Annotated in this window: 24 protein-coding genes; 8 read left to right on the top strand and 16 right to left on the bottom strand. The window is 72.8% G+C overall.

Annotated elements, in window-relative coordinates:
• Positions 1-109: 109 nt before the first annotated feature.
• From ABZX67_RS11365 to ABZX67_RS11335, 7 genes are all read right to left on the bottom strand, one after another.
• A complete protein-coding gene (locus tag ABZX67_RS11365) occupies positions 110-1,114 on the bottom strand; it encodes a sugar phosphate isomerase/epimerase family protein (protein WP_355357350.1) in 1,005 nt (334 codons plus the stop codon).
• 10 nt (positions 1,115-1,124) lie between these two features.
• A complete protein-coding gene (locus ABZX67_RS11360; protein WP_355357657.1) occupies positions 1,125-2,273 on the bottom strand; it encodes a Gfo/Idh/MocA family oxidoreductase in 1,149 nt (382 codons plus the stop codon).
• 129 nt (positions 2,274-2,402) lie between these two features.
• Positions 2,403-3,440, bottom strand: coding sequence for a substrate-binding domain-containing protein (locus ABZX67_RS11355; protein WP_355357348.1), 1,038 nt, complete (start codon positions 3,438-3,440; stop codon positions 2,403-2,405).
• Between the two features lie 50 nt (positions 3,441-3,490).
• Entirely contained in the window at positions 3,491-4,504 is a 1,014-nt protein-coding gene (locus ABZX67_RS11350; protein ID WP_355357345.1) for an ABC transporter permease, read from the bottom strand.
• A 19-nt stretch (positions 4,505-4,523) separates the two neighbouring features.
• Positions 4,524-6,038 (bottom strand): sugar ABC transporter ATP-binding protein, encoded by a 1,515-nt coding sequence (locus tag ABZX67_RS11345; protein ID WP_355357342.1) that lies wholly within the window; start codon positions 6,036-6,038, stop codon positions 4,524-4,526.
• A gap of 143 nt (positions 6,039-6,181) precedes the next feature.
• Positions 6,182-7,363, bottom strand: coding sequence for an ROK family transcriptional regulator (locus ABZX67_RS11340; protein ID WP_355357340.1), 1,182 nt, complete (start codon positions 7,361-7,363; stop codon positions 6,182-6,184).
• A gap of 159 nt (positions 7,364-7,522) precedes the next feature.
• Complete coding sequence (locus tag ABZX67_RS11335; RefSeq protein ID WP_355357338.1) at positions 7,523-8,461, bottom strand: beta-ketoacyl-ACP synthase III; 939 nt, start codon at positions 8,459-8,461, stop codon at positions 7,523-7,525.
• 233 nt (positions 8,462-8,694) lie between these two features.
• On the opposite strand from ABZX67_RS11335, the gene fdhD reads away from it, so the two are divergent.
• Complete coding sequence (fdhD, locus tag ABZX67_RS11330; protein ID WP_355357335.1) at positions 8,695-9,543, top strand: formate dehydrogenase accessory sulfurtransferase FdhD; 849 nt, start codon at positions 8,695-8,697, stop codon at positions 9,541-9,543.
• A gap of 19 nt (positions 9,544-9,562) precedes the next feature.
• Here fdhD and ABZX67_RS11325 read toward each other — a convergent pair whose 3' ends face one another.
• Complete coding sequence (locus ABZX67_RS11325) at positions 9,563-9,964, bottom strand: (2Fe-2S) ferredoxin domain-containing protein (RefSeq protein ID WP_355357332.1); 402 nt, start codon at positions 9,962-9,964, stop codon at positions 9,563-9,565.
• Positions 9,965-9,992: 28 nt separating this feature from the next.
• On the bottom strand, positions 9,993-10,439 hold the full coding sequence (locus ABZX67_RS11320; RefSeq protein WP_355357329.1) for a MarR family winged helix-turn-helix transcriptional regulator: 447 nt from the start codon (positions 10,437-10,439) through the stop codon (positions 9,993-9,995).
• 90 nt (positions 10,440-10,529) lie between these two features.
• Here ABZX67_RS11320 and ABZX67_RS11315 point away from each other — a divergent pair, with 90 nt between their 5' ends.
• Positions 10,530-11,453 (top strand): zinc-binding dehydrogenase, encoded by a 924-nt coding sequence (locus ABZX67_RS11315; protein WP_355357326.1) that lies wholly within the window; start codon positions 10,530-10,532, stop codon positions 11,451-11,453.
• A gap of 10 nt (positions 11,454-11,463) precedes the next feature.
• On the opposite strand, the gene ABZX67_RS11310 is transcribed toward ABZX67_RS11315, so the two are convergent.
• Entirely contained in the window at positions 11,464-12,492 is a 1,029-nt protein-coding gene (locus ABZX67_RS11310; RefSeq protein WP_355357324.1) for a bile acid:sodium symporter family protein, read from the bottom strand.
• A 154-nt stretch (positions 12,493-12,646) separates the two neighbouring features.
• On the opposite strand from ABZX67_RS11310, the gene ABZX67_RS11305 reads away from it, so the two are divergent.
• From ABZX67_RS11305 to ABZX67_RS11295, 3 genes are all read left to right on the top strand, one after another.
• Positions 12,647-13,519, top strand: a complete 873-nt coding sequence (locus ABZX67_RS11305) for a LysR substrate-binding domain-containing protein (protein ID WP_355357322.1) — start codon at positions 12,647-12,649, stop codon at positions 13,517-13,519.
• A gap of 262 nt (positions 13,520-13,781) precedes the next feature.
• On the top strand, positions 13,782-15,581 hold the full coding sequence (locus tag ABZX67_RS11300) for a long-chain fatty acid--CoA ligase (RefSeq protein WP_355357320.1): 1,800 nt from the start codon (positions 13,782-13,784) through the stop codon (positions 15,579-15,581).
• A gap of 88 nt (positions 15,582-15,669) precedes the next feature.
• Positions 15,670-16,503 carry an aldo/keto reductase gene (locus ABZX67_RS11295; protein ID WP_355357318.1) on the top strand — a complete coding sequence of 278 codons (834 nt, stop codon included), beginning with the start codon at positions 15,670-15,672 and terminating at the stop codon, positions 16,501-16,503.
• Positions 16,504-16,556: 53 nt separating this feature from the next.
• Here the strand turns inward: ABZX67_RS11295 and ABZX67_RS11290 are convergent, their stop codons facing one another.
• Together ABZX67_RS11290 and ABZX67_RS11285 are read right to left on the bottom strand one after the other, a co-directional pair.
• Positions 16,557-17,060, bottom strand: coding sequence for a hypothetical protein (locus tag ABZX67_RS11290; RefSeq protein ID WP_355357316.1), 504 nt, complete (start codon positions 17,058-17,060; stop codon positions 16,557-16,559).
• Positions 17,061-17,071: 11 nt separating this feature from the next.
• Positions 17,072-17,614 carry a hypothetical protein gene (locus tag ABZX67_RS11285; RefSeq protein WP_355357314.1) on the bottom strand — a complete coding sequence of 181 codons (543 nt, stop codon included), beginning with the start codon at positions 17,612-17,614 and terminating at the stop codon, positions 17,072-17,074.
• A 114-nt stretch (positions 17,615-17,728) separates the two neighbouring features.
• Here ABZX67_RS11285 and ABZX67_RS11280 point away from each other — a divergent pair, with 114 nt between their 5' ends.
• Both ABZX67_RS11280 and ABZX67_RS11275 read left to right on the top strand, forming a co-directional pair.
• Complete coding sequence (locus ABZX67_RS11280; RefSeq protein ID WP_355357312.1) at positions 17,729-18,763, top strand: permease; 1,035 nt, start codon at positions 17,729-17,731, stop codon at positions 18,761-18,763.
• Positions 18,760-19,521 carry a TIGR03943 family protein gene (locus ABZX67_RS11275; RefSeq protein WP_355357310.1) on the top strand — a complete coding sequence of 254 codons (762 nt, stop codon included), beginning with the start codon at positions 18,760-18,762 and terminating at the stop codon, positions 19,519-19,521. Before ABZX67_RS11280 ends, ABZX67_RS11275 begins: the two co-directional genes overlap by 4 nt.
• Before the next feature lie 25 nt (positions 19,522-19,546).
• Here the strand turns inward: ABZX67_RS11275 and ABZX67_RS11270 are convergent, their stop codons facing one another.
• Positions 19,547-20,422 carry a class I SAM-dependent methyltransferase gene (locus ABZX67_RS11270; RefSeq protein WP_355357308.1) on the bottom strand — a complete coding sequence of 292 codons (876 nt, stop codon included), beginning with the start codon at positions 20,420-20,422 and terminating at the stop codon, positions 19,547-19,549.
• A 105-nt stretch (positions 20,423-20,527) separates the two neighbouring features.
• Positions 20,528-20,833 carry a 4a-hydroxytetrahydrobiopterin dehydratase gene (locus ABZX67_RS11265; protein ID WP_355357306.1) on the bottom strand — a complete coding sequence of 102 codons (306 nt, stop codon included), beginning with the start codon at positions 20,831-20,833 and terminating at the stop codon, positions 20,528-20,530.
• A gap of 114 nt (positions 20,834-20,947) precedes the next feature.
• On the opposite strand from ABZX67_RS11265, the gene ABZX67_RS11260 reads away from it, so the two are divergent.
• Complete coding sequence (locus ABZX67_RS11260; protein ID WP_355357304.1) at positions 20,948-21,751, top strand: helix-turn-helix transcriptional regulator; 804 nt, start codon at positions 20,948-20,950, stop codon at positions 21,749-21,751.
• Positions 21,752-21,811: 60 nt separating this feature from the next.
• Here the strand turns inward: ABZX67_RS11260 and ABZX67_RS11255 are convergent, their stop codons facing one another.
• Positions 21,812-22,261 carry a hypothetical protein gene (locus tag ABZX67_RS11255; protein ID WP_355357302.1) on the bottom strand — a complete coding sequence of 150 codons (450 nt, stop codon included), beginning with the start codon at positions 22,259-22,261 and terminating at the stop codon, positions 21,812-21,814.
• 31 nt (positions 22,262-22,292) lie between these two features.
• Positions 22,293-22,724 (bottom strand): hypothetical protein, encoded by a 432-nt coding sequence (locus ABZX67_RS11250; protein WP_355357300.1) that lies wholly within the window; start codon positions 22,722-22,724, stop codon positions 22,293-22,295.
• Positions 22,725-22,914 lie beyond the last annotated feature (190 nt).

Genomic DNA, 22,914 nt, shown 5'->3' with positions numbered 1-22,914 from the left:
CGCATCAGTTCGGTTGGACTTTCTCCCAGGGCAGGACAAAGCCCGGCGCGGGCAGGCCGGACCGGCCCGACGGCCTCCCGACCATCGGGCCTTGGCCTGCGGTTATGCCCTACTCACCGCCCCCGAAGGCGGCGTCGAAGGAGGCGGCCGGTGGGTCGAAGTCGTACCGCTTCAGCGTGGCAAGCGCTTCCGGAGCGCCGGACAATCGGTCCATGCCGGCGTCCTCCCACTCCACCGACACCGGCCCGTCGTACCCGATGGAGCGCAGCATCCGGAACACGTCCTCCCACGGCACGTCCCCGTGCCCGGCCGACACGAAGTCCCAGCCGCGCCGCGGGTCGCCCCACGGCAGGTGCGAGCCGAGGCGGCCGTTGCGGCCGTCCAGCCGGCGCCGCGCCTCCTTGCAGTCCACGTGGTAGATCCGGTCCCGGAAGTCGTACAGGAAGCCGACGGGGTCGATGTCCTGCCAGACGAAATGGCTGGGGTCGAAGTTGAGCCCGAAGGCCGGGCGCCGGTCCACGGCCTCCAGCGCGCGGTGCGTGGTCCAGTAGTCGTACGCGATCTCGCTCGGGTGGACCTCGTGGGCGAAGCGCACGCCCTCCGCGTCGAAGACGTCCAGGATCGGGTTCCAGCGCTCGGCGAAGTCCTCGTACCCGCGCTCGATCATCCGCTCCGGCACCGGCGGGAACATCGCCACCAGGTGCCAGATGGACGAGCCGGTGAAGCCGATGACGGTCCGGACGCCGAAGGCGGCGGCCGCCCGCGCCGTGTCCGCGAGCTCGCGCGCCGCCCGCTGCCGTACGCCCTCGGGGTCGCCGTCGCCCCAGATCCGCCCCGGCACGATGGCCTGGTGCCGCTCGTCGATGGGGTGGTCGCAGACGGCCTGGCCCACGAGGTGGTTGGAGATCGCCCAGCACCGCAGGCCGTACTTGTCGAGCAGGGCCCGCCGCCCGTCCAGGTAGGAGGGGTCGGCGAGCGCCTTGTCGACCTCGAAGTGGTCGCCCCAGCAGGCGAGTTCCAGGCCGTCGTAGCCGAAGTCACGGGCGAGCCGGCACACCTCCTCCAGGGGCAGGTCGGCCCACTGGCCGGTGAAGAGGGTGAAGGGACGGGGCACAGCGGACCTCCTACAGCGGTACGGGGGTGTAGACGGCGTTCTTCTCCGCGCTCTCCTCCACGGCCGCGAGCACCCGCTGCACCTGGAGCCCGTCGGCGAAGGACGGGACCGGGTCGGTGCCCGAGGCGATGGCGTGCACCAGGTCGCGCGCCTGGTGCGTGAAGGTGTGTTCGTAGCCGAGGGCGTGGCCCGGCGGCCACCACGCCTCCAGGTAGGGGTGGTCCTGTTCGGTGACGAGGATCCGGCGGAAGCCGGCCGACTCGGCGGGGTCGGACCCGTCGTAGAAGGACAGTTCGTTGAGCCGCTCCAGGTCGAAGGCGAGCGAGCCGCGCTCCCCGTTGAGCTCCAGGCGCAGGGCGTTCTTGCGGCCCGCCGCCATCCGGGTCGCCTCGAACGACACGAGGGCCCCCGACGCCAGCCGCCCCGTGAACACGGCCGCGTCGTCCACGGTCACGGCGCCGCGACCGGCCCCTCCCACGGCCGCGAGCCCGGCCGACGCCCCGGCGAGCAGGGGCCGCTCCCGTACGAAGGTCTCCGTGAGCGCCGAGACCCCCACCAGCGGCTCCCCCGCCAGGTACTGCGCGAGGTCCACGACGTGGGCGCCGAGGTCGCCGAGCGCGCCCGACCCGGCGTGCTCGCGGCGCAGCCGCCAGGTGAGCGGGAAGTCCGGGTCGACCAGCCAGTCCTGGAGGTAGGTCACCCGTACGTGGCGCAGGGCGCCGAGGCGGCCCTCGGCGATGAGCCGGCGCGCGTACGCCATGGCGGGCACACGGCGGTAGTTGAAGCCGACCATCGCCACCTGGCCACGGGCCCGCGCCCGGTCGGCGGCCGCGACCATGGCCTCCGCCTCGGCGACCGAGTTGGCGAGGGGCTTCTCGCACAGCACGTGCTTGCCCGCCTCCAGGGCGGCGATGGCGATCTCGGCGTGGCTGTCGCCGGGGGTGCAGACGTCCACCACCTGGACGTCGTCGCGTGCGACGAGGTCCCGCCAGTCGGTCTCGGCGGCGGCCCAGCCGTGTCGGTCCGCGGCCGCCCGCACGGCCGCGGCGTCGCGTCCGCAGACCGCGGCGAGCACCGGCCTCAGCGGCAGGTCGAAGACCCGGCCCACGGTGCGCCACCCCTGGGAGTGGGCGGCGCCCATGAACGCGTACCCGACCATGCCGATGCCGATAGTCCGTTCCTGCCGGGCGTCCTGCTGTGCCTTCTGCGGTCCTTCCTGCGGTGCCTCCTGCTGGGCCATACGGGTTCCTCCTCGTCGTGTGCGCGGTGGGGGCGGGCGGGCCGGGGGTCAGCTGAAGCCCGTGGGCAGGTACTCGTCGACGTTCTCCTTGGTCACCACCGCCGAGTACAGGGTGATCGAGGCGGGGATCTCCAGCTCCGACATGCCGCCGATGCCCTTCTTCTGGCCCAGCGCGCGGGCCAGGTCGATGGCGGAAGCGGCCATGGTCGGCGGATAGAGGACGGTCGCCTTCAGCACGCTGTTGCCGGCCTTGATGGCGTCCATCGCCGACTTGGCCCCGGCGCCGCCGACCATCAGGAAGTCGTCGCGACCCGCCTGCTGGATGGCGCGCAGCGCGCCCACGCCCTGGTCGTCGTCGTGGTTCCACAGGGCGTCGAACCGCTGCTGTGCCTGGAGGAGCTGGGCCATCTTGGCCTGGCCGGACTCGACGGTGAAGTCGGCGGCCTGCCGCGCCACCTTCCTGATGTTGGGGTAGTTCTTCAGCGCGTCGTCGAAGCCCTGGGTGCGCTGCTTGGTCAGCTCCAGGTTGTCGAGCCCGGCCAGCTCGACGACCTTGGCGTTCGGCTTGTCCTTGAGCTGCTCGCCGATGTACCGGCCGGCGTTGAGGCCCATGCCGTAGTTGTCGCCGCCGATCCAGCAGCGGTACGCCTGCGGGGACGCGAAGATCCGGTCGAGGTTGATCACCGGGATGCCGGCCTTCATGGCCTGGAGGCCCACCTGGGTGAGGGCCTTGCCGTCGGCCGGCAGGATCACCAGCACGTCGACCTTCTTGTTGATCAGGGTCTGGATCTGGCCGATCTGGGTGGCGGTGTCGTTCGACCCCTCGGTGATCTCCAGGGTCACCTCGGAGTACTTCTTCGCCCGCTCCTTGGCGTTGACGTTGATGGCGTTGAGCCAGCCGTGGTCGGCCTGCGGCCCGGCGAAGCCGATGGTGACGGGCTCGCCCGGCTTGTCGTCGGCGGCCGGGACGTTGTGGGTGGCGGGGGTGGAGTCCTTGGGTTCGTTGCTGGTGCAGGCGGACAGCAGGGCGCCGGCGGAGACGGCGGCCGTGCCGAACAGCAGTCCTCTGCGGCTGGTTTCTGGCATGGCGGTGGAACCCTTCCGGTAGGGCGGTGTCGCGAGGGAGTGACGGGGCGTCAGACCTCGCCGGTGCCGCGGGCGGTGCGGCGCTGGACCAGGACGGCGGCGACGATGATCGCGCCCTTGGCGATCTGCTGGACGTCGCTCTGGAGGTTGTTCAGGGCGAAGATGTTGGTGATCGTGGTGAAGACGAGGACGCCGAGCACCGATCCGGCGATCGTGCCGCGCCCGCCGCTCAGCAGCGTGCCGCCGATGATCGCGGCGGCGATGGCGTCGAGTTCGTACAGGTTGCCGTTGGTGTTCTGGCCGGAGCCGGAGAGGATGATCAGCAGGAAGGCCGCGATGCCGCAGCACAGCCCGGACAGCAGGTAGAGGTAGAGGCGCTGGCGGCGTACGTCGATGCCGGCGAGCCGGGCCGCTTCGGCGTTGCCGCCGACGGCGACCGTGCGCCGCCCGAAGGTGGTGCGATTGAGCACCAGCCAGCCGACGACGGTGACGGCGGCGAAGACCAGCACCAGCGGCGGCACGCCGAGGAGGTACGCGTCCGGGACGCCGAGGTCGAGCACCGACTGGACGGTGACGATCTGGGTCCTGCCGTCGGTGATCTGGAGGGCCAGGCCGCGGGCCGAGGCGAGCATGGCGAGGGTGGCGATGAACGGCACCATCCCGCCGTACGCGATGAGCAGGCCGTTCACCAGTCCGCAGCCCAGGCCCACGACGACGGCGGTGAAGAGGATGCCCGCGAAGCCGTACTCCTGGGTGGCGACGGTGGTGGCCCACACGGACGCGAGGGCGACGATCGCGCCCACGGACAGATCGATGCCGCCGCTGGTGATGACGAAGGTCATGCCGACGGTGACGACACCGATGACCGACGCCTGGGTCAGCACCAACTGGAGGTTGGAGCCGGCGAGGAACTGGTCCGGCTTGGTGATGCCGCCGACCGCGACGAGGACGGCGAGGACGCCGAGCAGGGAGAGGTTGCGGACGTCGGCCCGCAGCCCCAGGGGGCGCGGCGCCCCCTTCTCGACGGGTGGTTCGGCGGTCGTGACCGGCGCGTGCTGCGTCATGGCGTCGGGCTCCCTTCCCTCACGAGGTCATCACGAGATCGAGTACGCGGTGCTCGTCGAGCTCCCGGGCGGGCGCCGTGTGCACGACGTGGCCCTCCCGGAGCACCAGCACCCGGTCGGCGAGGCCCAGCACTTCGGGGACCTCGCTGGAGACGAGCAGGACGGCGAGCCCGTCGTCGGCGAGGCGCCGGATGACGGCGTACAGCTCGGCGCGGGCGCCGACGTCGACGCCGCGCGTCGGCTCGTCGAGGAGCAGGACGCGGCAGCCGCGCAGCAGCCAGCGGGCGAGTACGGCCTTCTGCTGATTGCCGCCGGAGAGGGTGCGGATCCGGGCGTCGGGGTTGTCGGGACGCAGGGACAGCTCGCGGGTGGCGCGGCGGGCGGCCTCGCGTTCGGCGGTGCGGTCGAGCCAGCCGGCGCGGGCGAAGCGGGGCAGGGACGAGACGGAGACGTTCCGGGTGACCGACTCCAGCATGAGCAGGCCCTGGGCCTTGCGCTCCTCGGGCGCGAGGCCGATCCCGGCGCGGACGGCGGCGCGGACGCTGCCGGGGCGCAGGGGCCTGCCGTCGACGAGGACGCGGCCGGCGGTCGGGCGGCGTGCGCCGTAGACGGTCTCCAGGATCTCGGAGCGTCCGGAACCGACGAGCCCGGCGAGGCCGACGATCTCGCCGGGGCGGAGCTCGAGGTCGACCGGCGCGAACTCGCCGGTGCGGGTCAGCCCTTCGACCTTCAGGACGGGCGCCCCGGTGAGGGCGCGGCCGGCGGGCGGCCGCTCGGGGAAGACGTACTCCACATTCCGACCGGTCATCATGGCAACGATGTCCCTGGTCGGCGTGGACTTGGCGGGCAGTCCCCCGGCGACGGCCCGCCCGTCCTTGAGGACGGTCACCCGGTCGCCGATGCGCCGGATCTCCTCCAGGCGGTGGGAGATGTAGACGACGGCGACGCCGTCGGCGGTGAGGTCGGCGACGATCCGGAAGAGGTTGGCGGTCTCGTCGGGGTCGAGGGCGGCCGACGGCTCGTCCATCACGATGAGCCGTACGTCGTGCGAGAGCGCGCGGGCCATGGAGACGATCTGCCGCTGGGCGGCCGAGAGTTCGCCGACCGGACGGGCCGGGTCGATCTCGGGGTGGCCGAGGCGGCGCAGCAGGGCGGCCGTGTCGGTGCGGGCGCTCTTGCCGCGTACGACGAAACCGGCGGTGGTCGGCTCGTGGCCGAGGAAGACGTTCTCGGCGACCGACAGGCCCTCGACCAGGTCGAGTTCCTGGTAGATGGTGGCGATGCCGAGGCGCATGGCGGCGATGGGCGACTTGAGGGCGACGGGCGCGCCGCGCCAGGTGATCTCGCCGCCGTCGGGCTGGTGGGCCCCGGCGAGCACCTTGATGAGGGTGGACTTGCCGGCGCCGTTCTGGCCGAGCAGGCAGTGGACCTCGCCGGCCCTGACCTCCAGGTCGACGCCGTCGAGGGCCCGGACGCCGGGGAACGACTTGGTGATGCGGGACATGGTGAGCAGCGGTGGTTCCGGTGGTGCCATGACGAATCCCCTCGGCGGGCGGGTGCGGTGCGGTGCCGGTGAGCGGAGCGGGCAGGGCGAGGTACCAGGTGCGCGTGCTGTGCGTGGGTGCTGTACGTGCGAGGTGGGGCGTACGGGGCGGGACGGGTCCCGGCCGGGGAGGCTCAGGCCGGGGAGAACAGGTGGTCGCTGATGAGCCGCGCGGCGCCGATGACTCCGGCGGCCGCGCCCAGCTCGCCCAGCACGATGGGCAGGTTGCCGGTGGCCAGGGGCAGGGAGGTGCGGTAGACCTGGGTGCGGACGCTGGCGAGGAGGTTGTGGCCGAGGCCGGTCACCCCGCCGCCGATCACCACCAGGCCCGGGTTGAAGAAGGAGACGAGCCCGGCGATGACCTGGCCCACGCGGTTGCCGCCCTCCCGGATGAGGGCGAGTGAGGTGGCGTCACCGGCCGCCGCGCCCGCGGCGACGTCCACGGCGGTGAGGCGCCCCGCCGCCTCCAGGCGGCGGGCGAGCTCCTCGGACTGGCCGGCGCGCGCCGCGTCCTCGGCGTCGCGGGCCAGCGCCGCGCCGCTGAAGTGGGCCTCCAGGCAGCCCCGGTTGCCGCAGGCGCAGGCGCGGCCTTCGGGTACGACCTGGATGTGGCCGATGTCGCCGGCGCTGCCGGTCGTACCGCGGTAGACCTCGCCGCCGACGACGATGCCGCAGCCGATGCCCGTACCGATCTTGACGCAGAGGAAGTCGCCCACGGAGCGCGCGACGCCCGCGTGCTGCTCCCCCATCGCCATCAGGTTCACGTCGTTGTCGACCATGACGGGGCAGCCGAGCTCCTGGCTGAGCGCCTCGCGGACCGGGAAGCCGTCCCAGCCGGGCATGATCGGCGGCGCGACCGGTACGCCCTCGGGGAAGCGGACCGGTCCGGGTACGCCGATCCCGGCGCCGTCGAAGCCTTCGGCGAGGCCCGACGCCCTGAGCTTGGCCGCCATGGCGAGCACCTGCTCGAAGACGGCGACGGGGCCCTCGCGTACGTCCATGGGCTGGTTCAGGTGGCCGAGGACCTCCAGCTCGGCGTTGGTGACGGCCACGTCGACCGAGGTGGCGCCGATGTCGACGCCGAGGAAGCGCAGTTGGGGTGCGAGGCGGATGTTGTGCGAGCGCCGCCCGCCACGGGAGGCGGCGAGGCCGTCGGCCACCACGAGGCCGGTCTCCAGGAGCCGGTCCACCTCGACGGCGAGCTTCGAGCGGGACAGGTCCACCTGGTCGCCCAGCTGCGCGCGGGAGTTGGGGCCGCCGTCGCGCAACAGCCGCAGCAGCCGCGCCTGGTGCGCGTTGGCGGGTCGAGCCGTCATCCGTCTCACGCGCCCCTCCCCGCCGTGTGGCTGTCCTCCGTCGGCTTTCGGTGGGGAACGTAGCAGCGCTTTGCCGCAGGGGGAAGAAGTTGCGCGGCAATCCGCGCGAACTTTCTCCACAGCGAGGACAAAGCCCGGGGATGCCGCCCCGGGCCCTGGTCAGGGGATCCGGACGACCTGGCCCGCGTACGAGAGGTTGCCGCCGAAGCCGAAGAGCAGCGCGGGCGCCCCGGAGGGCACGTCGCCGCGCTCGACGAGCTTGGAGAAGGCCATCGGGATGGACGCGGCCGAGGTGTTGCCGGACTCGGTCACATCGCGGGCGATCACGGCGTTGACCGCACCGATCTTCCGGGCGACCGGCTCGATGATGCGCAGGTTGGCCTGGTGGAGCACGACCGCGGCGAGCTCCTTGGGCGCGACGCCCGCCCGCTCGCACACCCGGCGGGCGATCGGCGGCAGTTGGGTGGTGGCCCACCGGTAGACCGTCTGGCCCTCCTGGGCGAAGCGCGGCGGGGTGCCCTCGATGCGGACGGCGTGGCCCATCTCGGGCACCGAGCCCCACAGGACGGGGCCGATTCCGGCGTCCGGGGCCGCCTCGACGACGGCCGCGCCCGCGCCGTCGCCCATCAGGACGCAGGTGGTGCGGTCGGTCCAGTCGGTGACCTCGGTCATCTTGTCGGCGCCGATGACGAGGGCACGGGTCGCCGAGCCCGCCCGTATGGCGTGGTCGGCGGTGGCGAGGGCGTGGGTGAAGCCCGCGCACACGACGTTGAGGTCCATGGTGGCGGGGGAGCCCATGCCGAGCCGGGCGGCGACGCGGGCCGCGGTGTTCGGGGAGCGGTCGATCGCCGTGGAGGTGGCGACGAGGACCAGGTCGACGTCGGCGGGGGTGAGCCCGGCGGAGGCGAGCGCCTTGGCGCCGGCGTGCGCGGCCATCTCGTCGACCGGCTCGTCGGGGCCGGCGACGTGCCGGGTGCGGATGCCGACCCGGCTGGTGATCCACTCGTCGCTGGTGTCGACCAGCGCGGTCAGGTCGTGGTTCGTCAGCACCTTGGCGGGCTGGTAGTGCCCGAGCGCGGCGATACGAGTGCCCGTCATGCCCGGGACCCCCTTGGTTGTGCGATGCGTGCCCACAGTCTTGCCAGCGACTGGTGAGTAACCGGGCAGGCGTTCCGACAGGAATTACGGCCGCACCTTGGAGATTCCGCAACATCGTTCGGTCGGGGCGGCCGGGACGGCCGGACCGGGGGTACCGCGGGTGCAGGACAATGAGACGGACAATGAGATCGTCGAGCCACCAGAACCACGGACAGAACCGGGGCTGATCAGCAATGGGACGGGTCACCGAGCGCCGCCGCGTCATCCGCATCCGGGACGGGGCCGTCTCGGCGCGTCCGGACACCCTGGTCGCCGAGGAGCCGCTGGAGATCCGGCTGGACGGCAAGCCCCTCGCCATCACCATGCGTACGCCGGGCGACGACTTCGCCCTCGCGGCCGGTTTCCTCGTCAGCGAGGGCGTGCTCGGCTCGGCCGCGGACGTCCGCACCATCGTGTACTGCGCCGGCGCCCGGGACGACGGGTCGAACACGTACAACGTGGTGGACGTGCGGCTCGCGCCGGGCGTCCCGGTGCCGGACATCACGCTGGAGCGGAACGTCTACACGACGTCGTCGTGCGGGCTGTGCGGCAAGGCGAGCCTCGACGCCGTCCGCACCACGGCCCGCTTCCCGATCTCCGACACTCCCCCGCTGCGGATCGAGCCCGCGCTGCTGGCGGAGCTCCCCGACCGGCTGCGGGCGGCGCAGCAGGTCTTCGACCGGACGGGCGGGCTGCACGCGGCCGCCCTCTTCTCGGAGACCGGTGAGCTGCTCGACGTACGGGAGGACGTGGGGCGCCACAACGCCGTGGACAAGCTCGTCGGCCGCGCTCTGCGGGAGGACCGGCTGCCGCTGGACCGGGCGATCCTGCTGGTGTCGGGGCGGGCGTCCTTCGAGCTGGCGCAGAAGGCGGTGATGGCGGGGATTCCGGTGCTGGCGGCGGTGTCGGCGCCCTCGTCGCTCGCCGTGGACCTGGCCGCCGAGGCGGGCCTGACGCTGGTCGGGTTCCTGCGCGGCCGGAACATGAACGTGTACGCGGGTGAGGAGCGCATCGCCCTGACGGCGACGGCCTCGCAGGGCTGAGGCCCCGGTTCCGCCCGGTCTACCTCTTGGGCGCGTCGATCATCTGGAGCGCGAGCGTGTCCGGGGGCGCCGCGACGCCGGGGCCGCCCGCCTCGACCCACGCCAGGATGTCGTCCAGGCAGTCGTCGTCCAGCGCCCAGCCCACCCACGCGGCGCGGGCGCCGCGCCGCCGGCCCTCCGTGGAGGGCTGGACGACCACGACGTTGGCCTGACCGCAGGGGCCGAGGCAGTCGCTGGTACGGACGGCGAGGCGCCCGCCGGACGCGGCCGCGGCCTCGCGCAGCCGCCGCAGCTGGCCGGCGTGGTCGGTGCCGGGGTTCTTGCGGGCGTCACCGCAGCAGCAGCCCCGGCAGACGACGAGAGAGCAGGGGCGGGAGGCGCCGGGGCGTATCCGGGTGCGGCCGGAGTGGGGTGCGGGCATGGCCTCACGGTAGCGGCCTTCGTGATCATCACTCGGGGGCGGGGTGCGCGATCCGCCGCAGCAGGGCGACGAACCGGTCGCGTTCGGCGGGTTCGAGACCGGCCAGGAGTTCGTCGTTGGCGCGGTCGGCGGCGAGCTCGCAGCGGCGCAGGCGGCGGACGCCGTCGCGGGTGACGGTGATGGCGTTCTTGCGGCGGTCGGTGGGGTCGGGGGCGCGCGTGACCAGGCCGTCGGCCTGGAGGTCGTTGAGGATGCCGACCATGTCCTTGGGGTCGATGGCCAGGCTGCGGCCGAGCTCCGCCTGGGCGACCGGCCCGAGTTCGGCCACGGCGGACAGGACGGCGTGGTGCCACATCTTCATGCCCTGTTCGGCGAGGGCGGCGGCGACGAGCGCGCGGCCGCGGGTGGCGGCGCGACCGAGGAGCCAGCTGGGCAGGGCGGTGATGCGGGAGGGGGCGGGCGGGGTGTCTGCCATGCCCTCAGCTTACGAGAAACCGTTGGACTTTCCCACGATTTTCCCCTTACCGTTGGGCATACCAACGATTCCGAGAGGGTGGTGGGCGCCATGCGGCGTGTGCGGTACGAGGTCAACGGCGGCCCCGAGGTGCTGTTCTTGGAGGAGGTCGCGGCCCCGGTGGCCGGACCCGGTGAGCTGCTGGTGCGGGTGGAGGCGATCGGGGTCAGCCTCCCGGCCGTGAAGCGGGTGCGGGAGGCCGCCGAGCCCCTGCCGCTGGGCGGCGAGGTGGCCGGCACGGTGGAGGCGGTCGGCGAGGGCGTGACCGGCTTCGCGGCCGGTGACCGGGTGACGGGCATCTGCTTCACCCACGGCTACGCCGAACTGGCCGTCCTGCACACCTCGATGGCCTCGGTCGTGCCGGACGGCGCGACGGCGGTCGACGCGGTCGCGCTGGTACGCGGCGGGCTGGTGGCGCGGGGCGCGTGGGAGGCGGCGCGGCCGGTGGCGGGCGAGTCGGTGCTGGTGACGGGCGCGGCGAGCGGGGTCGGACAGCTGGCGGTGCAGCTGGCCCGGCTGAACGGCGCCTCCCGGGTCGTCGCGGCGGCGGGCTCGGCGGCCAAGGCGGAGTTCCTGTACGGGCTCGGCGCCGACGAGGTGGTCGTGTACGAGGACTCCTCCTGGGGCGAGCCGGTCGACATCGTGCTCGACGCCGTGGGCGGCGCCCTGCTCACGCCCGCGGTCGCCGCCCTCGCCCCGGGCGGCCGGCTCGTCGCGTACAGCTCCGGCGGCGGCACCGTGGCGGCGTACGACCTGCTCGTCGGCGCCAAGTCGGTCATCGGCTTCCAGATGGCCCACCTCGTGCGCACCCGTCCCGCCGCCTACGCGGCGTGGCGCGACGAGCTGTGGCGCCTGCACGCGGAGGGCCGTCTGCGCGCGGCCGTCCACGCCGCGCTGCCGCTGGAGTCGGCCGCCGAGGCGCACGGGCTGATCGAGTCCCGAGCCAACCAGGGCAGGGTGGTCCTGATTCCGTGACCGTACGCGCTCAGCGGCGGGCGGTCTCCGGGGCGGACGGGCGGCGCGCCGGGCCGGGCTCCGGCGGCGGGTCCCCGTCCGCGTACCGCTTGGCGATCGCGGCGCAGACCATGAGCTGCATCTGGTGGAAGAGCATCAGCGGCAGCACCGCGAGCGAGGCGTGCGCGCCGAAGAGGACGCTCGCCATCGGAAGGCCGGCGGCCAGGCTCTTCTTCGAGCCCGCGAACTGGATCGCGATCCGGTCCGCCCTGCCGAAGCCGAGCCGCTTCGCCCCGTACCAGGTCAGCGTCAGCATCACGGCGAGGAGCACCGCCTCCACGGCCAGCAGCGCCGCCAGGCGCGGCGGGGTGACCTGGTGCCAGACGCCCTGGACCATGCCCTGGCTGAACGCCGTGTAGACGACCAGCAGGATCGAGCCCCGGTCGACGTACCCCAGCACCTTCTTGTGGCGGGCCAGGAATCCGGCCACCCAGCGCCGCAGCACCTGCCCCGCCAGGAACGGCACCAGCAGCTGCGCGACGATCCGCAGCAGCGAGTCCACCGAGAAGCCGCCGCCCCGGGCCCCCAGGAGCAGGCCCACCAGCAGCGGCGTGAGCACGATCCCGGCGAGCGACGAGAAGGACCCGGCGCAGATCGCGGCGGGCACGTTGCCCCGCGCGATCGAGGTGAACGCGATCGACGACTGGATCGTCGACGGCACCAGGCACAGGAAGAGCAGGCCCCCGTACAGCTCGGGCGTCAGCACGAAGGGCACCAGGCCCTGCGCGGCCAGCCCCAGCAGGGGGAAGACCGCGAACGTCGCCGCCAGCACGGTCGCGTGCAGCCGCCAGTGCCGCAGTCCGTCCAGCGCCTCGCCGGTCGACAGCCGCGCCCCGTAGAGGAAGAACAGCAGGGCCACCGCCCCGGTCGACGCCCCGCCGACGACGTCGGCGGCCCGGCCCGAGGCGGGCAGCAGGACCGCCAGGACCACGGTGCCGAGGAGCGCCAGGACGTACGGGTCGATCAGCGGTCTGAGGACGGCGATGGCTCGGCGGGTCATGTGCTCCTGTGCTCTCCGGTCAGGTCTCCGGTCGGGTCGTGCCTCCGGTCGGGTCGTGCCCGCTCCATCGTCCCCGCGGCGACGGCGATCGGGAATCCCGCACACCGCGCTGACTGCCATCACGTTCCCCGATGAGCGGCGTTAGGCTTGCGCCGTGTACGACCCCGCCCAGCTGCGCACCTTCCTCGCCGTCACGCAGACGCTCAGCTTCACGCAGGCCGCCCGCCGCCTGGGCCTGCGGCAGTCGACGGTCAGCCAGCACGTGCGCCGGCTGGAGGAAGCGACCGGGCGCCGGCTCTTCACCCGGGACACGCACAGCGTGGAGCTGACCGAGGACGGCGAGGCGATGCTCGGCTTCGCGCGGACGATCCTGGCCGCCCACGAGCGGGCGGCGGCCTTCTTCACCGGCACGCGGCTGCGCGGGCGCCTCCGCTTCGGCGTCTCGGAGGACTTCGTGCTGACACGGCTGCCGGAGGTCCTGGAGGCGTTCCGCCGGGACCACCCCGAGGTGGATTTGGAGCTGACGGTCGAGCTCTCCGGCACGCTGCACGAGAAGCTGGCGGCGGGCCGCCTCGACCTGGTCCTGGCCAAGCGGCGCGGCGGCGACACCCACGGCCGTCTGGTCTGGCACTCCACCCTGGCGTGGATCGGCGCACCCCGGTTCCGGCTGGACCCCGGCCGCCCGGTTCCGCTGATCGTCTTCCCGCCGCCGGGCATCACGCGCGCCCGCGCCCTGGAGGTCCTGGAGGCGCACGGCCGCTCCTGGCGTGTCGTCTGCACGAGTACGAGCCTGAGCGGCCTGATCGCCGCGGCCCGCGCGGGCCTGGGCGTGATGGCCCACACCCGTGGGCTGGTCCCGCCGGGCCTGGTCCCGCTTCCGGCCCGGGCGGGGCTGCCGGACCTCGGGGACGTGGACTTCGTCCTGCTCCACGGCCATCCGCGGGGGCCGGCGAAGGAGGCGGCGGACGCCCTCGCCTCGGCGATCCTGGCGGGCGGGGACCGCCTGCACGGCCAGGGCGCGGCGTGAACGGCCGTGGCGCGAACGCCGTGGCCCGAACGCCCCGGCGTACGCACCCCCGCGTGAGCGGCTCGTACAGATTCCGTGGAGATTCGCGGAGGGCGTGCTGACCGTGGAGTCAGGAACCGGGTGGGGCGCGTCTGACCTGTAGCGATGCCGGGGTCCCGGTACGCCGAAGCCCTCCCGTCGCACCGGTCCGTGGGGTACCGTCACCCACCGCTGTGCGGAGCGCCACAAGGAGCAGCCATTGCGCGAGTTCTCTGTCCCCCCCATGGTGACGGCTCCCCTGGTCGGCGGGCTGGCCGACGCCGTGTTCGACCACGCCGTGGACGATCCGCACCGCGTGGCGCTCGGCCGCAAGGGCGCCGACGGGCAGTGGGGCGAGGTCACCTCCCTGGAGTTCCGCGACGAGGTGCTGGCGCTGGCCAAGGGGCTGATCGCGCACGGCGTACGGTTCGGGGACCGGGTCGCGATCATGTCCCGTACGCGCTACGAGTGGACGCTCTTCGACTTCGCGCTGTGGACGGTGGGCGCCCAGTCCGTGCCGGTCTATCCGACCGCCTCCGCCGACCAGGTGCACTGGATGCTGCACGACGCCGGGGTGACCGCGTGCGTGGTCGAGCACGAGGACCACGCCATGACCGTGGGCTCGGTGGTCGACCGGCTGCCGAGGCTCCAGCGGCTGTGGCAGCTGGACGCGGGCGCGGTGGCCGAGCTGGTGGCGGCGGGCGCCGGCATCGACGAGGAGGTGGTGCAGCGCCACCGGCGGGCGGTGACGCCCGAGTCGATCGCGACCGTCATCTACACCTCCGGGACGACGGGCCGTCCCAAGGGCTGCGTGCTCACCCACGCCAACTTCATGTTCGAGGCGGACACGCTGGTGGACCGGTGGGAGAAGGTGTTCCACTCCCGGCCGGGCGATGAGGCGTCGACGCTGCTGTTCCTGCCGCTGGCGCACGTCTTCGGGCGGATGGTGGAGGTGGCGGCGGTCCGCAGACGGGTGAAGCTCGGCCATCAGCCGGTGCTGACGGCGAGCGCGCTGCTGCCGGACCTGGCGGCGTTCCGTCCGACGTTCATCCTGGCCGTGCCGTACATCTTCGAGAAGGTGTTCCACGCGGCGCGCCGGTCGGCGGAGGCCGCCGGGAAGGCGGCGCCGTTCGACAAGGCCGTCGAGGTGGCGGTGCGCTACGCCGAGGCGCTGGAGCACAAGGCCTTCGGCCTGGGCCCGGGCCCGTCGGCGGCCCTGCGCGTGCAGCACCAGTTCTTCGAGAAGCTCGTGTACGGCAAGGTCCGCGACGCCCTCGGCGGCCGGGTGCGGCACGCGATGTCCGGCGGCTCGGCCATGTCCCGGGACCTCGGCCTGTTCTTCGCGGGCGCCGGCGTGACCGTGTACGAGGGGTACGGGCTGACCGAGTCCTCGTCGGCGGCGACCGCGAACCCGCCCGAGCGCACCAAGTACGGCACCGTCGGGCAGCCCGTCCCCGGCACGACGGTGCACATCGCGGACGACGGCGAGATCTGGCTGCGCGGCCCGCACGTCTTCTCCGGGTACCTCAACGACCCCGCCGCCACCGACGCCGTGCTGAGGGACGGCTGGCTGGCCACCGGCGACCTCGGCGCGCTCGACGAGGACGGCTATCTGACCATCACGGGGCGGAAGAAGGAGATCCTGGTGACCTCGGGCGGCAAGAGCGTCTCGCCGACCGCCCTGGAGCAGCGGATCGGCGCCCATCCGCTGGTGGCGCAGTGCGTCGTGGTCGGCAACGACCGCCCCTACGTCGCGGCGCTGGTCACCCTCGACCGGGAGGCGGTGGACCACTGGCTCGCCATGCAGAACCGGCCGCCCCTGCCACCGGCGGAGCTGGTGCGGGACCCGTCGCTGGAGGCGGAGATCCGGCGGGCGGTGGTGGCCGCCAACACGGCGGTGTCGCAGGCCGAGTCCATTCGTACGTTCCGGATACTGGCGCATCCGTTCACCGAGGAGCACGGCCTGCTGACGCCGTCGCTGAAGCTGAAGCGCAGGGCGATCGAGACGGCGTACGCGGGTGAGATCGACGCCCTCTACCCATGACTCGGGGGGCTCCGGGGAATAGGTTCGGGCAGGTGATCGTTGCACCCGCACGTACCTGGAAAGAAGACGACGTGAGGAACAACCGCTCGTGAGCAAGGCCCCCTCCATCACGCTCAACAACGGCGTCTCCATGCCGCAGCTCGGCTTCGGCGTCTGGCAGGTCCCGGACGACGAAGCGGCGCAGGCGGTGGGCACGGCCCTCGACGCCGGTTACCGCTCCATCGACACGGCCGCGATCTACGAGAACGAGAAGGGCACCGGCCAGGCCATCGCCGCCTCGGACCTGCCTCGCGAGGAGCTCTTCGTGACGACGAAGCTCTGGAACAGCGAGCAGGGCTACGACTCGACGCTGCGCGCCTTCGACGCCTCGCTGGGCCGGCTGGGCCTGGAGTACGTCGACCTGTACCTGATCCACTGGCCGCTGCCGTCGAAGGACCTGTACGTCGACACGTACAAGGCGATCGAGAAGATCCACGCGGACGGCCGCGCCCGGGCCATCGGTGTCTCGAACTTCCTGCCGGAGCACCTGGAGCGCCTGATCGGCGAGACGTCGATCGTGCCGGCGGTCAACCAGATCGAGCTGCACCCGCACCTGCAGCAGGCCGAGAGCCGCGCGTACCACGCCCGCCACGGCATCGCGACCGAGGCGTGGTCGCCGCTGGGCCAGGGCAAGGGCCTGCTGGAGGCCCCGGCGCTGGTGGCGATCGCCCGCAAGCACGGCCGCACCCCGGCGCAGGTGGTCCTGCGCTGGCACCTCCAGCTCGGCAACGTGGTGATCCCCAAGTCCGTGACGCCGTCGCGGATCCGGGAGAACATCGACGTCTTCGACTTCGCGCTCGACGCCGACGACCTGGCGGCCATCGCGGCCCTCGACGAGGCGCGCCGCCTGGGCCCGGACCCGGCGACGTACGACGTCTGCTGAGCGCTGCGGCGCGATGACGGCGCGGCCGCGGATGCGGCCGCGCCGTCGGCTTCTCACGTGGTGAGCAGGCGGTTGAAGAACGACCGGTACTTGCGCAGCGCCTTGCGCAGGTCCTCGGTGTCGACCTCCTCGCCCCGGTTCCACTGGGCTTCCAGGTCCTTCTTGTGGTCGGCGAAGGTCGAGGCCAGCTGCTGCATGACGTCCGCGACGAGCGCGTCGGCCTTGTGGACGGCCTCGCGCGGGTCGTCGACGAACTGCGCCTGGACGCCCTGCCAGCGCTCGCGGAAGCTCTCCTCGTTCTCCGGGGTCAGCAGCCGCGGTGCCTCTTCCTCCTCCGCGCCCCCCGAGGCGGGTGCGGTTTCCGCTGCCGCGGATCCTTCGGCGGCTCCTTCGGCGGTTCCTTCAGCGGCTCCCTCGGTATGCGCCGCAGGCGCGGCGCTCTCGCCGGGGAAGGCGGGAATCCCGGTCGACTCCTCCTGCGGCGGTGGCTGCGGCTGCGCCAGGTCCTCGGTGGACAGGCCGCTCTCGGTGGGTTCCGGCAGGTCCTCGCGTTGCATCTCTCCTCCCTTCACCTCTGCCCGTGGTCGGACAGCAACTCGTCGAAGAGGGCGCGGTAGTGCACCATGGCCCCGCGCAGCTGCTCGGTCGTCGCCTGGTGCTTCATGCTGAGCTGGTTGACCTCGTGGGCGGCGCGGTAGTGCTCGATGGTGCGGCCGTGCTCGACGGAGAGGTCCCTGATCCGCTGGGTGAGGTCCTCGGTCGGATAGCCGCGCTCGCGCATCAGGGACGCGACCAGGAGGTCCGCGTCCTGCACGGCGTCCTCCGGACGGTCCACGAACTCGCCCTGCACGCGCTGCCAGTCCCGGGAGTAGCGCTCCCGGGCATCGCCCGTCAGTGGCCTGATGTCCAGCTCGTCATGGCGTTTCTCGCGCTCGCTCAGATCCCGCTCGGCGGCGCGCCGGCTGCCGGTGTCCTCCACCGTGCGTTCGTACTCCGGGCCGAAGCGCTGGCGGAGGCGTCGGCGGCGTGCCATGAGGAAGGCTGCTGCGGCAACGACGGCGAGCACCACCACGATGGGAATGATGATCGCCAGGAGGGTCCCTGTTGACATCGGACCGACCCCCTTATTGCTGGCCGGTATGCCTCCTCCAGCGTAGCCCCACCCGCACCGGAGCAGTGGGATGAAATGATTGTCATGGGGCGCCGGTCGTTAAGGTAAGGCCCCATGACCGAAGCCGTCCCCGAGCGCGGGCACCCGCGCGAGCGTTCGCGTCAGGGTCCGCGTGAGGGTTCGCGGGGAGCCGCGCCGTCCGCGATACCGACGCCTGTCCTCGTCACGGGCGGCGTTTCGCTGCTGCTGATCGCGGGGCTCGCCTTCCCGGCGCTCTCCCATCCCGGGTTCCGGGCGTGGCAGACCATCTGCGTGGCGCTCACCGTGCAGGCGCTGCCGTTCCTGCTGTTCGGCACCGTGATCTCGGGCGCCGTCAACGCCTTCGTGCCCGCACGGGTCTTCAGCCGGGCCCTGCCGCGCAACCCCGCGCTCGCCGTGCCGGTCGCGGGAGCGGCCGGCGTGGTGCTGCCCGGCTGCGAGTGCGCGTCCGTACCGGTCGCCGGGAGCCTGATCCGGCGGGGGGTGACCCCGGCCGCGGCGTTCGCGTTCCTGCTGTCCGCGCCCGCCGTCAACCCGATCGTGCTGGTCTCGACCGCCGTCGCCTTCCCCGGGCAGCCGCAGATGGTCGCCGCCCGGCTGGTCGCGTCGCTGGTGACGGCGGCCGTCATGGGGTGGCTGTGGCTGAAGTGGGGCAGGGCGGAGTGGCTGAAGATGCCCGCCCGCCACACCGGGCACCGGCCCGGGCACAGCCGCTGGGAGGAGTTCCGCCTCGGCTTCCAGCACGACTTCCTGCACGCCGGTGGCTTCCTGGTGGTCGGCGCGATGGCCGCCGCCACCTTCAACGTCCTGGTCCCGCGCTCCGTGCTGGCGCTGTTCGCCGACTCGCCGTGGCTGTCGGTCCTCTTCCTCGCGGCGCTCGCCATCGTGCTCGCCGTCTGCTCGGAGGCCGACGCCTTCGTCGCCGCCTCCCTCACCGGCTTCTCCCCCACCGCGCGGCTCACCTTCATGGTGGTGGGCCCCATGGTCGACGTGAAGCTCATCGCCCTCCAGGCCGGCACCTTCGGCCGCGCCTTCGCCGTGCGCTTCTCGGCGGCGACCGCCGTGGTGGCCGTGGTGTGCGCCTGCCTGACGGGATGGTGGCTGCTGTGAGACGCCACGTCCAGGCGGCCCTGCTGCTCCTCGCCGGGTCGGCCGTGCTGCACATCGCGCTGTTCAGCCAGCTCTACCTGCGGTACGTGAAGGAGGGCCTGCGGCCGTACCTGATCGCCTCCGGCGTCCTGCTGCTGGTCCTGGGCGTGATCGGCGCCGTACGGGACGGACTGCCGTTCGCGGCCCGGCGCCCGGACGACGAGCCGGAGGAGGAGGCCGCCGAGTCGGCCCACGGGCACGACCACCAGGGCGGGCCGCGCGTCGCCTGGCTGCTGTTCCTGCCGGTGCTCGCGCTGCTGCTGTACGCCCCGCCCGCCCTCGGCTCGTACACCGCCTCGCGCGAGACCGGCAACGTGATCGCCCCCGTGTCGGAGTTCCAGCCGCTGCCGGACGCGGACCCGGCGCCGCTCGCCCTCTCCGGGTTCATTGCGCGCGTGCAGCAGGACCGCGAGCGAAGTCTCGCCGGCCGTACGGTGCTGATGACCGGGTTCGTCACCCCGATCCCCGGCGCCAAGGACGGCTCCTGGTACCTCACCCGGCTCGTCGTGAGCTGCTGCGCCGCCGACTCGCAGACCCTGCGCGTCCGCGTCCACGGCGCCCCGGCCCCGCCCGCCGACACCTGGGTGGCGGTCACCGGGGCCTGGCACCCGGGCGGCGAGCTGGGGACGGCCACGGCGGCGGTGGCACTGGACGCGCGGAGCGTGCGGCGGACACCGGAGCCGATCAGTCCGTACAAGGACACGCCACCCGTGCCGTGACGTGCCGTGACGGTGCCGGGAGCGGTCAGCCCCGGCGGGCGGTGTGCACCGTACGGGCGGTGAGCAGGAACAGGTCCGGCCGGTGGTGCAGGCCCTGCGGGTCCGCCGGGTCCAGCAGGCGGTCGAGGGCCGCGCGATCCTCGGGGCTCAGGCGTTCGCCGAGGGTGTGGCGGTGCCGGGTGAAGTGGGCGAGGACGTACTCGCGTACGGGGTCGGTGACGGGCGCCGGGACGTCGTGGAGGAAGGAGCGCGTGCCGCTCGGCGTGAGGCCCGCCCCGGCGAGCAGTGCCCGCCAGTCGTCCACCTCCTCCTTGGCCCCGGGCAACGCCGCCCGCATCTCGGCGAACCAGTCGGCGTGCGCGGCCTCCATCCGGGCCTCCAGGCCGGGGCGCCCGATCCCCGTGTGCTGCGGCAGGTGCCGGCCCGCCAGGCCGCTCTCGGCGACCGCGAGGACGCCGCCGGGGCGCAGCAGGCCCGCCAGGTCCGCGACGGCGGCGCGCTGGTCGCCCAGGTGGTGCAGGGAGCCGGCCGCCCAGATGAGGTCGGCCGGGCCGAGCGCGGCGATGTCGTCGGGGAGCTGGGCGTGGAGCGTGGTGACGCGGGTCAGGCCGAGGCCGGCCGCCCGGTCGCGGGCGCGCTCCAGCAGCTCGGGCGTGGCGTCCACGGCGACGACCTCGGCGTACGGGAACGCCTCGGCGAGCAGGCAGGACAGCACGCCGGGGCCGCTGCCGACGTCGAGGACGCGGCGTACGCCGGTCGGCGGGGCGAGCTCGCCGAGCCAGGCCGCGGCCTGGCGGTACAGCGGGGTCTGGAGCTCCGCGCCGCGCTCCAGGAGCGGCAGCATCTCGTTCCAGTCGATGTCGGTGGCGGTGTCGGTGTCATGGTGGTGGTGAGGGCTCATGGGGACAGCGTGCGGTGGGGACGGCGCCGGGGCGAGCTCTGTTGCCGTTCCGGCAACGCGGCCCGCCCCGCTCGGCTCGTCGTGCGCGGTCCGCGGTCGCCCGGTTCAGTTCGCGGCGTGGGAGGGCGCGATGGCCTCGACCCGGGACGCCAGTTCGAAGTCGCGTTCGGTGATGGCGCCGCCCGCCGAGTGGGTGTTCATGGTGAGGCCGACGGTGTTGTAGCCGAGGGTGAGGTCGGAGTGGTGGTCCAGCTCGTCCTGGATCTGCGCGATGTGGACGACCATCGCGGTGGCGGCGAAGTGGGTGGAGAGGCGGTAGGTGCGGGCGATCCGGTCGCCCTCCTGCGACCAGCCGGGAAGCTCGCGCAGCCGGTCCTCGATCTCCTTCTGCGACAGCGGCTCAGTGGGCATGTTGGGCCCTCCGTTTCGTTGCGGTACGGACGATGACGACGTGGACGACGTGACCGTGACGATACGGTCCGACGCCACCGGCCCGTGGTCAACACGTGGGTTACCGTCTGCGGTATGACAACTCTCGCGACCGGTACCGGAATAGGCCCGCTGCTGCGCGGCTGGCGTGAGCGGCGGCGGCTGAGCCAGCTGGAGCTGGCTCTGCGCGCGGACTCGTCGGCCCGTCACATCTCGTTCATCGAGACGGGCCGCGCGCGGCCGAGCGAGGAGATGGTCCTGCGGCTCGCCGACCATCTGGACGTACCGGTCCGCGAGCGCAACGCGCTGCTCCTGGCGGCCGGTTACGCCCCCCGGTACGCCGAGACGCCTCTGGACGACCCGTCCCTCGGCACCCTGCGCGAGGGCATCGAGCAGCTGCTCGCCGGGTACGACCCGTACCCGGCGCTCGTCGTGGACGGCTCGTACACGGTGGTGGCCGCCAACCGGGGCATCGCGATGCTGCTGGACGGGATCCCGGAGCACCTGCTGACACCGCCGATGAACGCCATGCGCATCACCCTGCACCCCCAGGGCCTCGCGCCCCGGATCCGCAACCTGCGCGAGTGGCGCGGGCACCTGCTGGCCCAGATGGAGCGTCAGATCGCCCTGGCCCGCTCGGAGCCGCTGCGGCGGCTGTACGACGAGGTCTCGGCGTACCCCCTGCCGGAAACGGCCACAGACCCGGGCGACCGCGAGGACCCGAGTCCGTACCCGTACTTCGCGCTGCCGATGCGGATCGAGCACGACGGGCACGTGCTGTCCTTCGTGTCGTCGATCTCGACGTTCAACACGCCGATGGACGTGACGGTCGCCGAGCTGGCCATCGAGACGTTCCTCCCGGCCGACCCGGCGACGGTCGCGTACCTCCAGTCGCTATAGTGCGGTGACCGGCGAGCTGGTGATGGTGGAACGGCACCGGGCTTCGGTTTCTTCGACGCTCTAGATGAAGATGCCGGTCAGGACCAGTGCGACGCCCAGCACGAAAACGATGGTCGTGCTGCGCCACAGCCACCTCGGCATGGTCTCGTGGTGCAGGCGCGAGCGGGCCACATCCTCCTTGACGCCGACCTCGAAGCGGTCCGGAAACCGGCTGTGCCGGACGATTGGATAGACAACGCCTACCGCCATTTCCGGGGTGAGGCGCACGTACTTCTTCTCCCGGACGGTGTGACCATCCGGCATCTCAACCTCGAACACGGCTTCGGCACGGATGTCACCATCGAACGGCCTCAGAGACACGATGAGTGCCTCGGCCTCCATGCCGGCGTCCTCCAGGCTCCGGAGCCTCCGGGCTTTGGCGCGTTCGCTGGGAACGGTGGATATGTACATGTAGGCGAGATAGAGGCAGACGCCGCCGAGGAGAACGAGCACGCCTTTGACGATCAGCATGCGCTGGACAGTACGGCAGACACCTTCCCGGTCAGAGCAAGCACGAGCGGGCCGCCGTGGCGCGCAGGGCGGACCACTGGAGGGCGGCGAACCCGGCCACGGTGGCTGCCTGCATCGGGATCCACAGTGCTCCCGCGGTGCTGGGCGACAGCCAGGCGACGAGCGCGACGGCGCTCAGCACCGCCCAGAGCACATTGGCGTCGACGACCAGCTTGACGGCCGTGGCGGACGGCTGCGGCCGGGAGGCCAGGTAGCCCACTCCGGCGGCGAACGCGGTGAGGAACAGGCCGACTTCGAGCAGCAGCGCCGCGTCGACGCCGAGGAGCCGGGCGAGGGGCCGGGAGGCGAGGGCGTACGCCAGGCCGTTGGCCCCGGTGACGACGGCGTCGAGCGCGAGGAAGCGGCGCAGCATGGTCTGCGGCTCGGTGGTACGGGAGATGCCGGCGAGCAGGGCCTGGGACATGGCGGAGCCTCCATCGAGGTCGGGGTCGAGGTCGATTGCGAGGGCGTACGGAGGGATCCGGAGCCCGAGGCCCGGGGTCCGGCCGCAGTGCGGCGGCCATCGGTGATGAGGCCTCCAACCTGCTCCGTCACCAGGTGACCGACCTGGACAGCTACATGCACATGCGCGCCGCCGGCGGCAGCTCGGCGAC

The sequence above is a fragment of the Streptomyces sp. NPDC003036 genome, from assembly GCF_040611175.1.
Taxonomy (GTDB): Bacteria; Actinomycetota; Actinomycetes; order Streptomycetales; family Streptomycetaceae; genus Streptomyces.
The sequence above is the reverse complement of the archived record's forward strand: the minus strand, read 5'-3'. Positions and strand labels throughout refer to the sequence as shown.

Excerpts from the sequence above, each read along its gene's own strand:
- ABZX67_RS11350 (WP_355357345.1), bottom strand. The coding sequence starts at position 4,504 with ATGACGCAGCACGCGCCGGTCACGACCGCCGAACCACCCGTCGAGAAG.
- ABZX67_RS11285 (WP_355357314.1), bottom strand. The coding sequence starts at position 17,614 with ATGTCAACAGGGACCCTCCTGGCGATCATCATTCCCATCGTGGTGGTG.
- ABZX67_RS11310 (WP_355357324.1), bottom strand. The coding sequence starts at position 12,492 with ATGACCCGCCGAGCCATCGCCGTCCTCAGACCGCTGATCGACCCGTAC.
- ABZX67_RS11250 (WP_355357300.1), bottom strand. The coding sequence starts at position 22,724 with ATGTCCCAGGCCCTGCTCGCCGGCATCTCCCGTACCACCGAGCCGCAG.
- ABZX67_RS11280 (WP_355357312.1), top strand. The coding sequence starts at position 17,729 with ATGACCGAAGCCGTCCCCGAGCGCGGGCACCCGCGCGAGCGTTCGCGT.
- ABZX67_RS11300 (WP_355357320.1), top strand. The coding sequence starts at position 13,782 with ATGGTGACGGCTCCCCTGGTCGGCGGGCTGGCCGACGCCGTGTTCGAC.
- ABZX67_RS11340 (WP_355357340.1), bottom strand. The coding sequence starts at position 7,363 with ATGACGGCTCGACCCGCCAACGCGCACCAGGCGCGGCTGCTGCGGCTG.
- fdhD (WP_355357335.1), top strand. The coding sequence starts at position 8,695 with ATGGGACGGGTCACCGAGCGCCGCCGCGTCATCCGCATCCGGGACGGG.
- ABZX67_RS11325 (WP_355357332.1), bottom strand. The coding sequence starts at position 9,964 with ATGCCCGCACCCCACTCCGGCCGCACCCGGATACGCCCCGGCGCCTCC.
- ABZX67_RS11265 (WP_355357306.1), bottom strand. The coding sequence starts at position 20,833 with ATGCCCACTGAGCCGCTGTCGCAGAAGGAGATCGAGGACCGGCTGCGC.
- ABZX67_RS11315 (WP_355357326.1), top strand. The coding sequence starts at position 10,530 with ATGCGGCGTGTGCGGTACGAGGTCAACGGCGGCCCCGAGGTGCTGTTC.
- ABZX67_RS11345 (WP_355357342.1), bottom strand. The coding sequence starts at position 6,038 with ATGGCACCACCGGAACCACCGCTGCTCACCATGTCCCGCATCACCAAG.
- ABZX67_RS11335 (WP_355357338.1), bottom strand. The coding sequence starts at position 8,461 with ATGACGGGCACTCGTATCGCCGCGCTCGGGCACTACCAGCCCGCCAAG.
- ABZX67_RS11260 (WP_355357304.1), top strand. The coding sequence starts at position 20,948 with ATGACAACTCTCGCGACCGGTACCGGAATAGGCCCGCTGCTGCGCGGC.
- ABZX67_RS11320 (WP_355357329.1), bottom strand. The coding sequence starts at position 10,439 with ATGGCAGACACCCCGCCCGCCCCCTCCCGCATCACCGCCCTGCCCAGC.
- ABZX67_RS11355 (WP_355357348.1), bottom strand. The coding sequence starts at position 3,440 with ATGCCAGAAACCAGCCGCAGAGGACTGCTGTTCGGCACGGCCGCCGTC.
- ABZX67_RS11290 (WP_355357316.1), bottom strand. The coding sequence starts at position 17,060 with ATGCAACGCGAGGACCTGCCGGAACCCACCGAGAGCGGCCTGTCCACC.
- ABZX67_RS11270 (WP_355357308.1), bottom strand. The coding sequence starts at position 20,422 with ATGAGCCCTCACCACCACCATGACACCGACACCGCCACCGACATCGAC.
- ABZX67_RS11360 (WP_355357657.1), bottom strand. The coding sequence starts at position 2,273 with ATGGTCGGGTACGCGTTCATGGGCGCCGCCCACTCCCAGGGGTGGCGC.
- ABZX67_RS11255 (WP_355357302.1), bottom strand. The coding sequence starts at position 22,261 with ATGCTGATCGTCAAAGGCGTGCTCGTTCTCCTCGGCGGCGTCTGCCTC.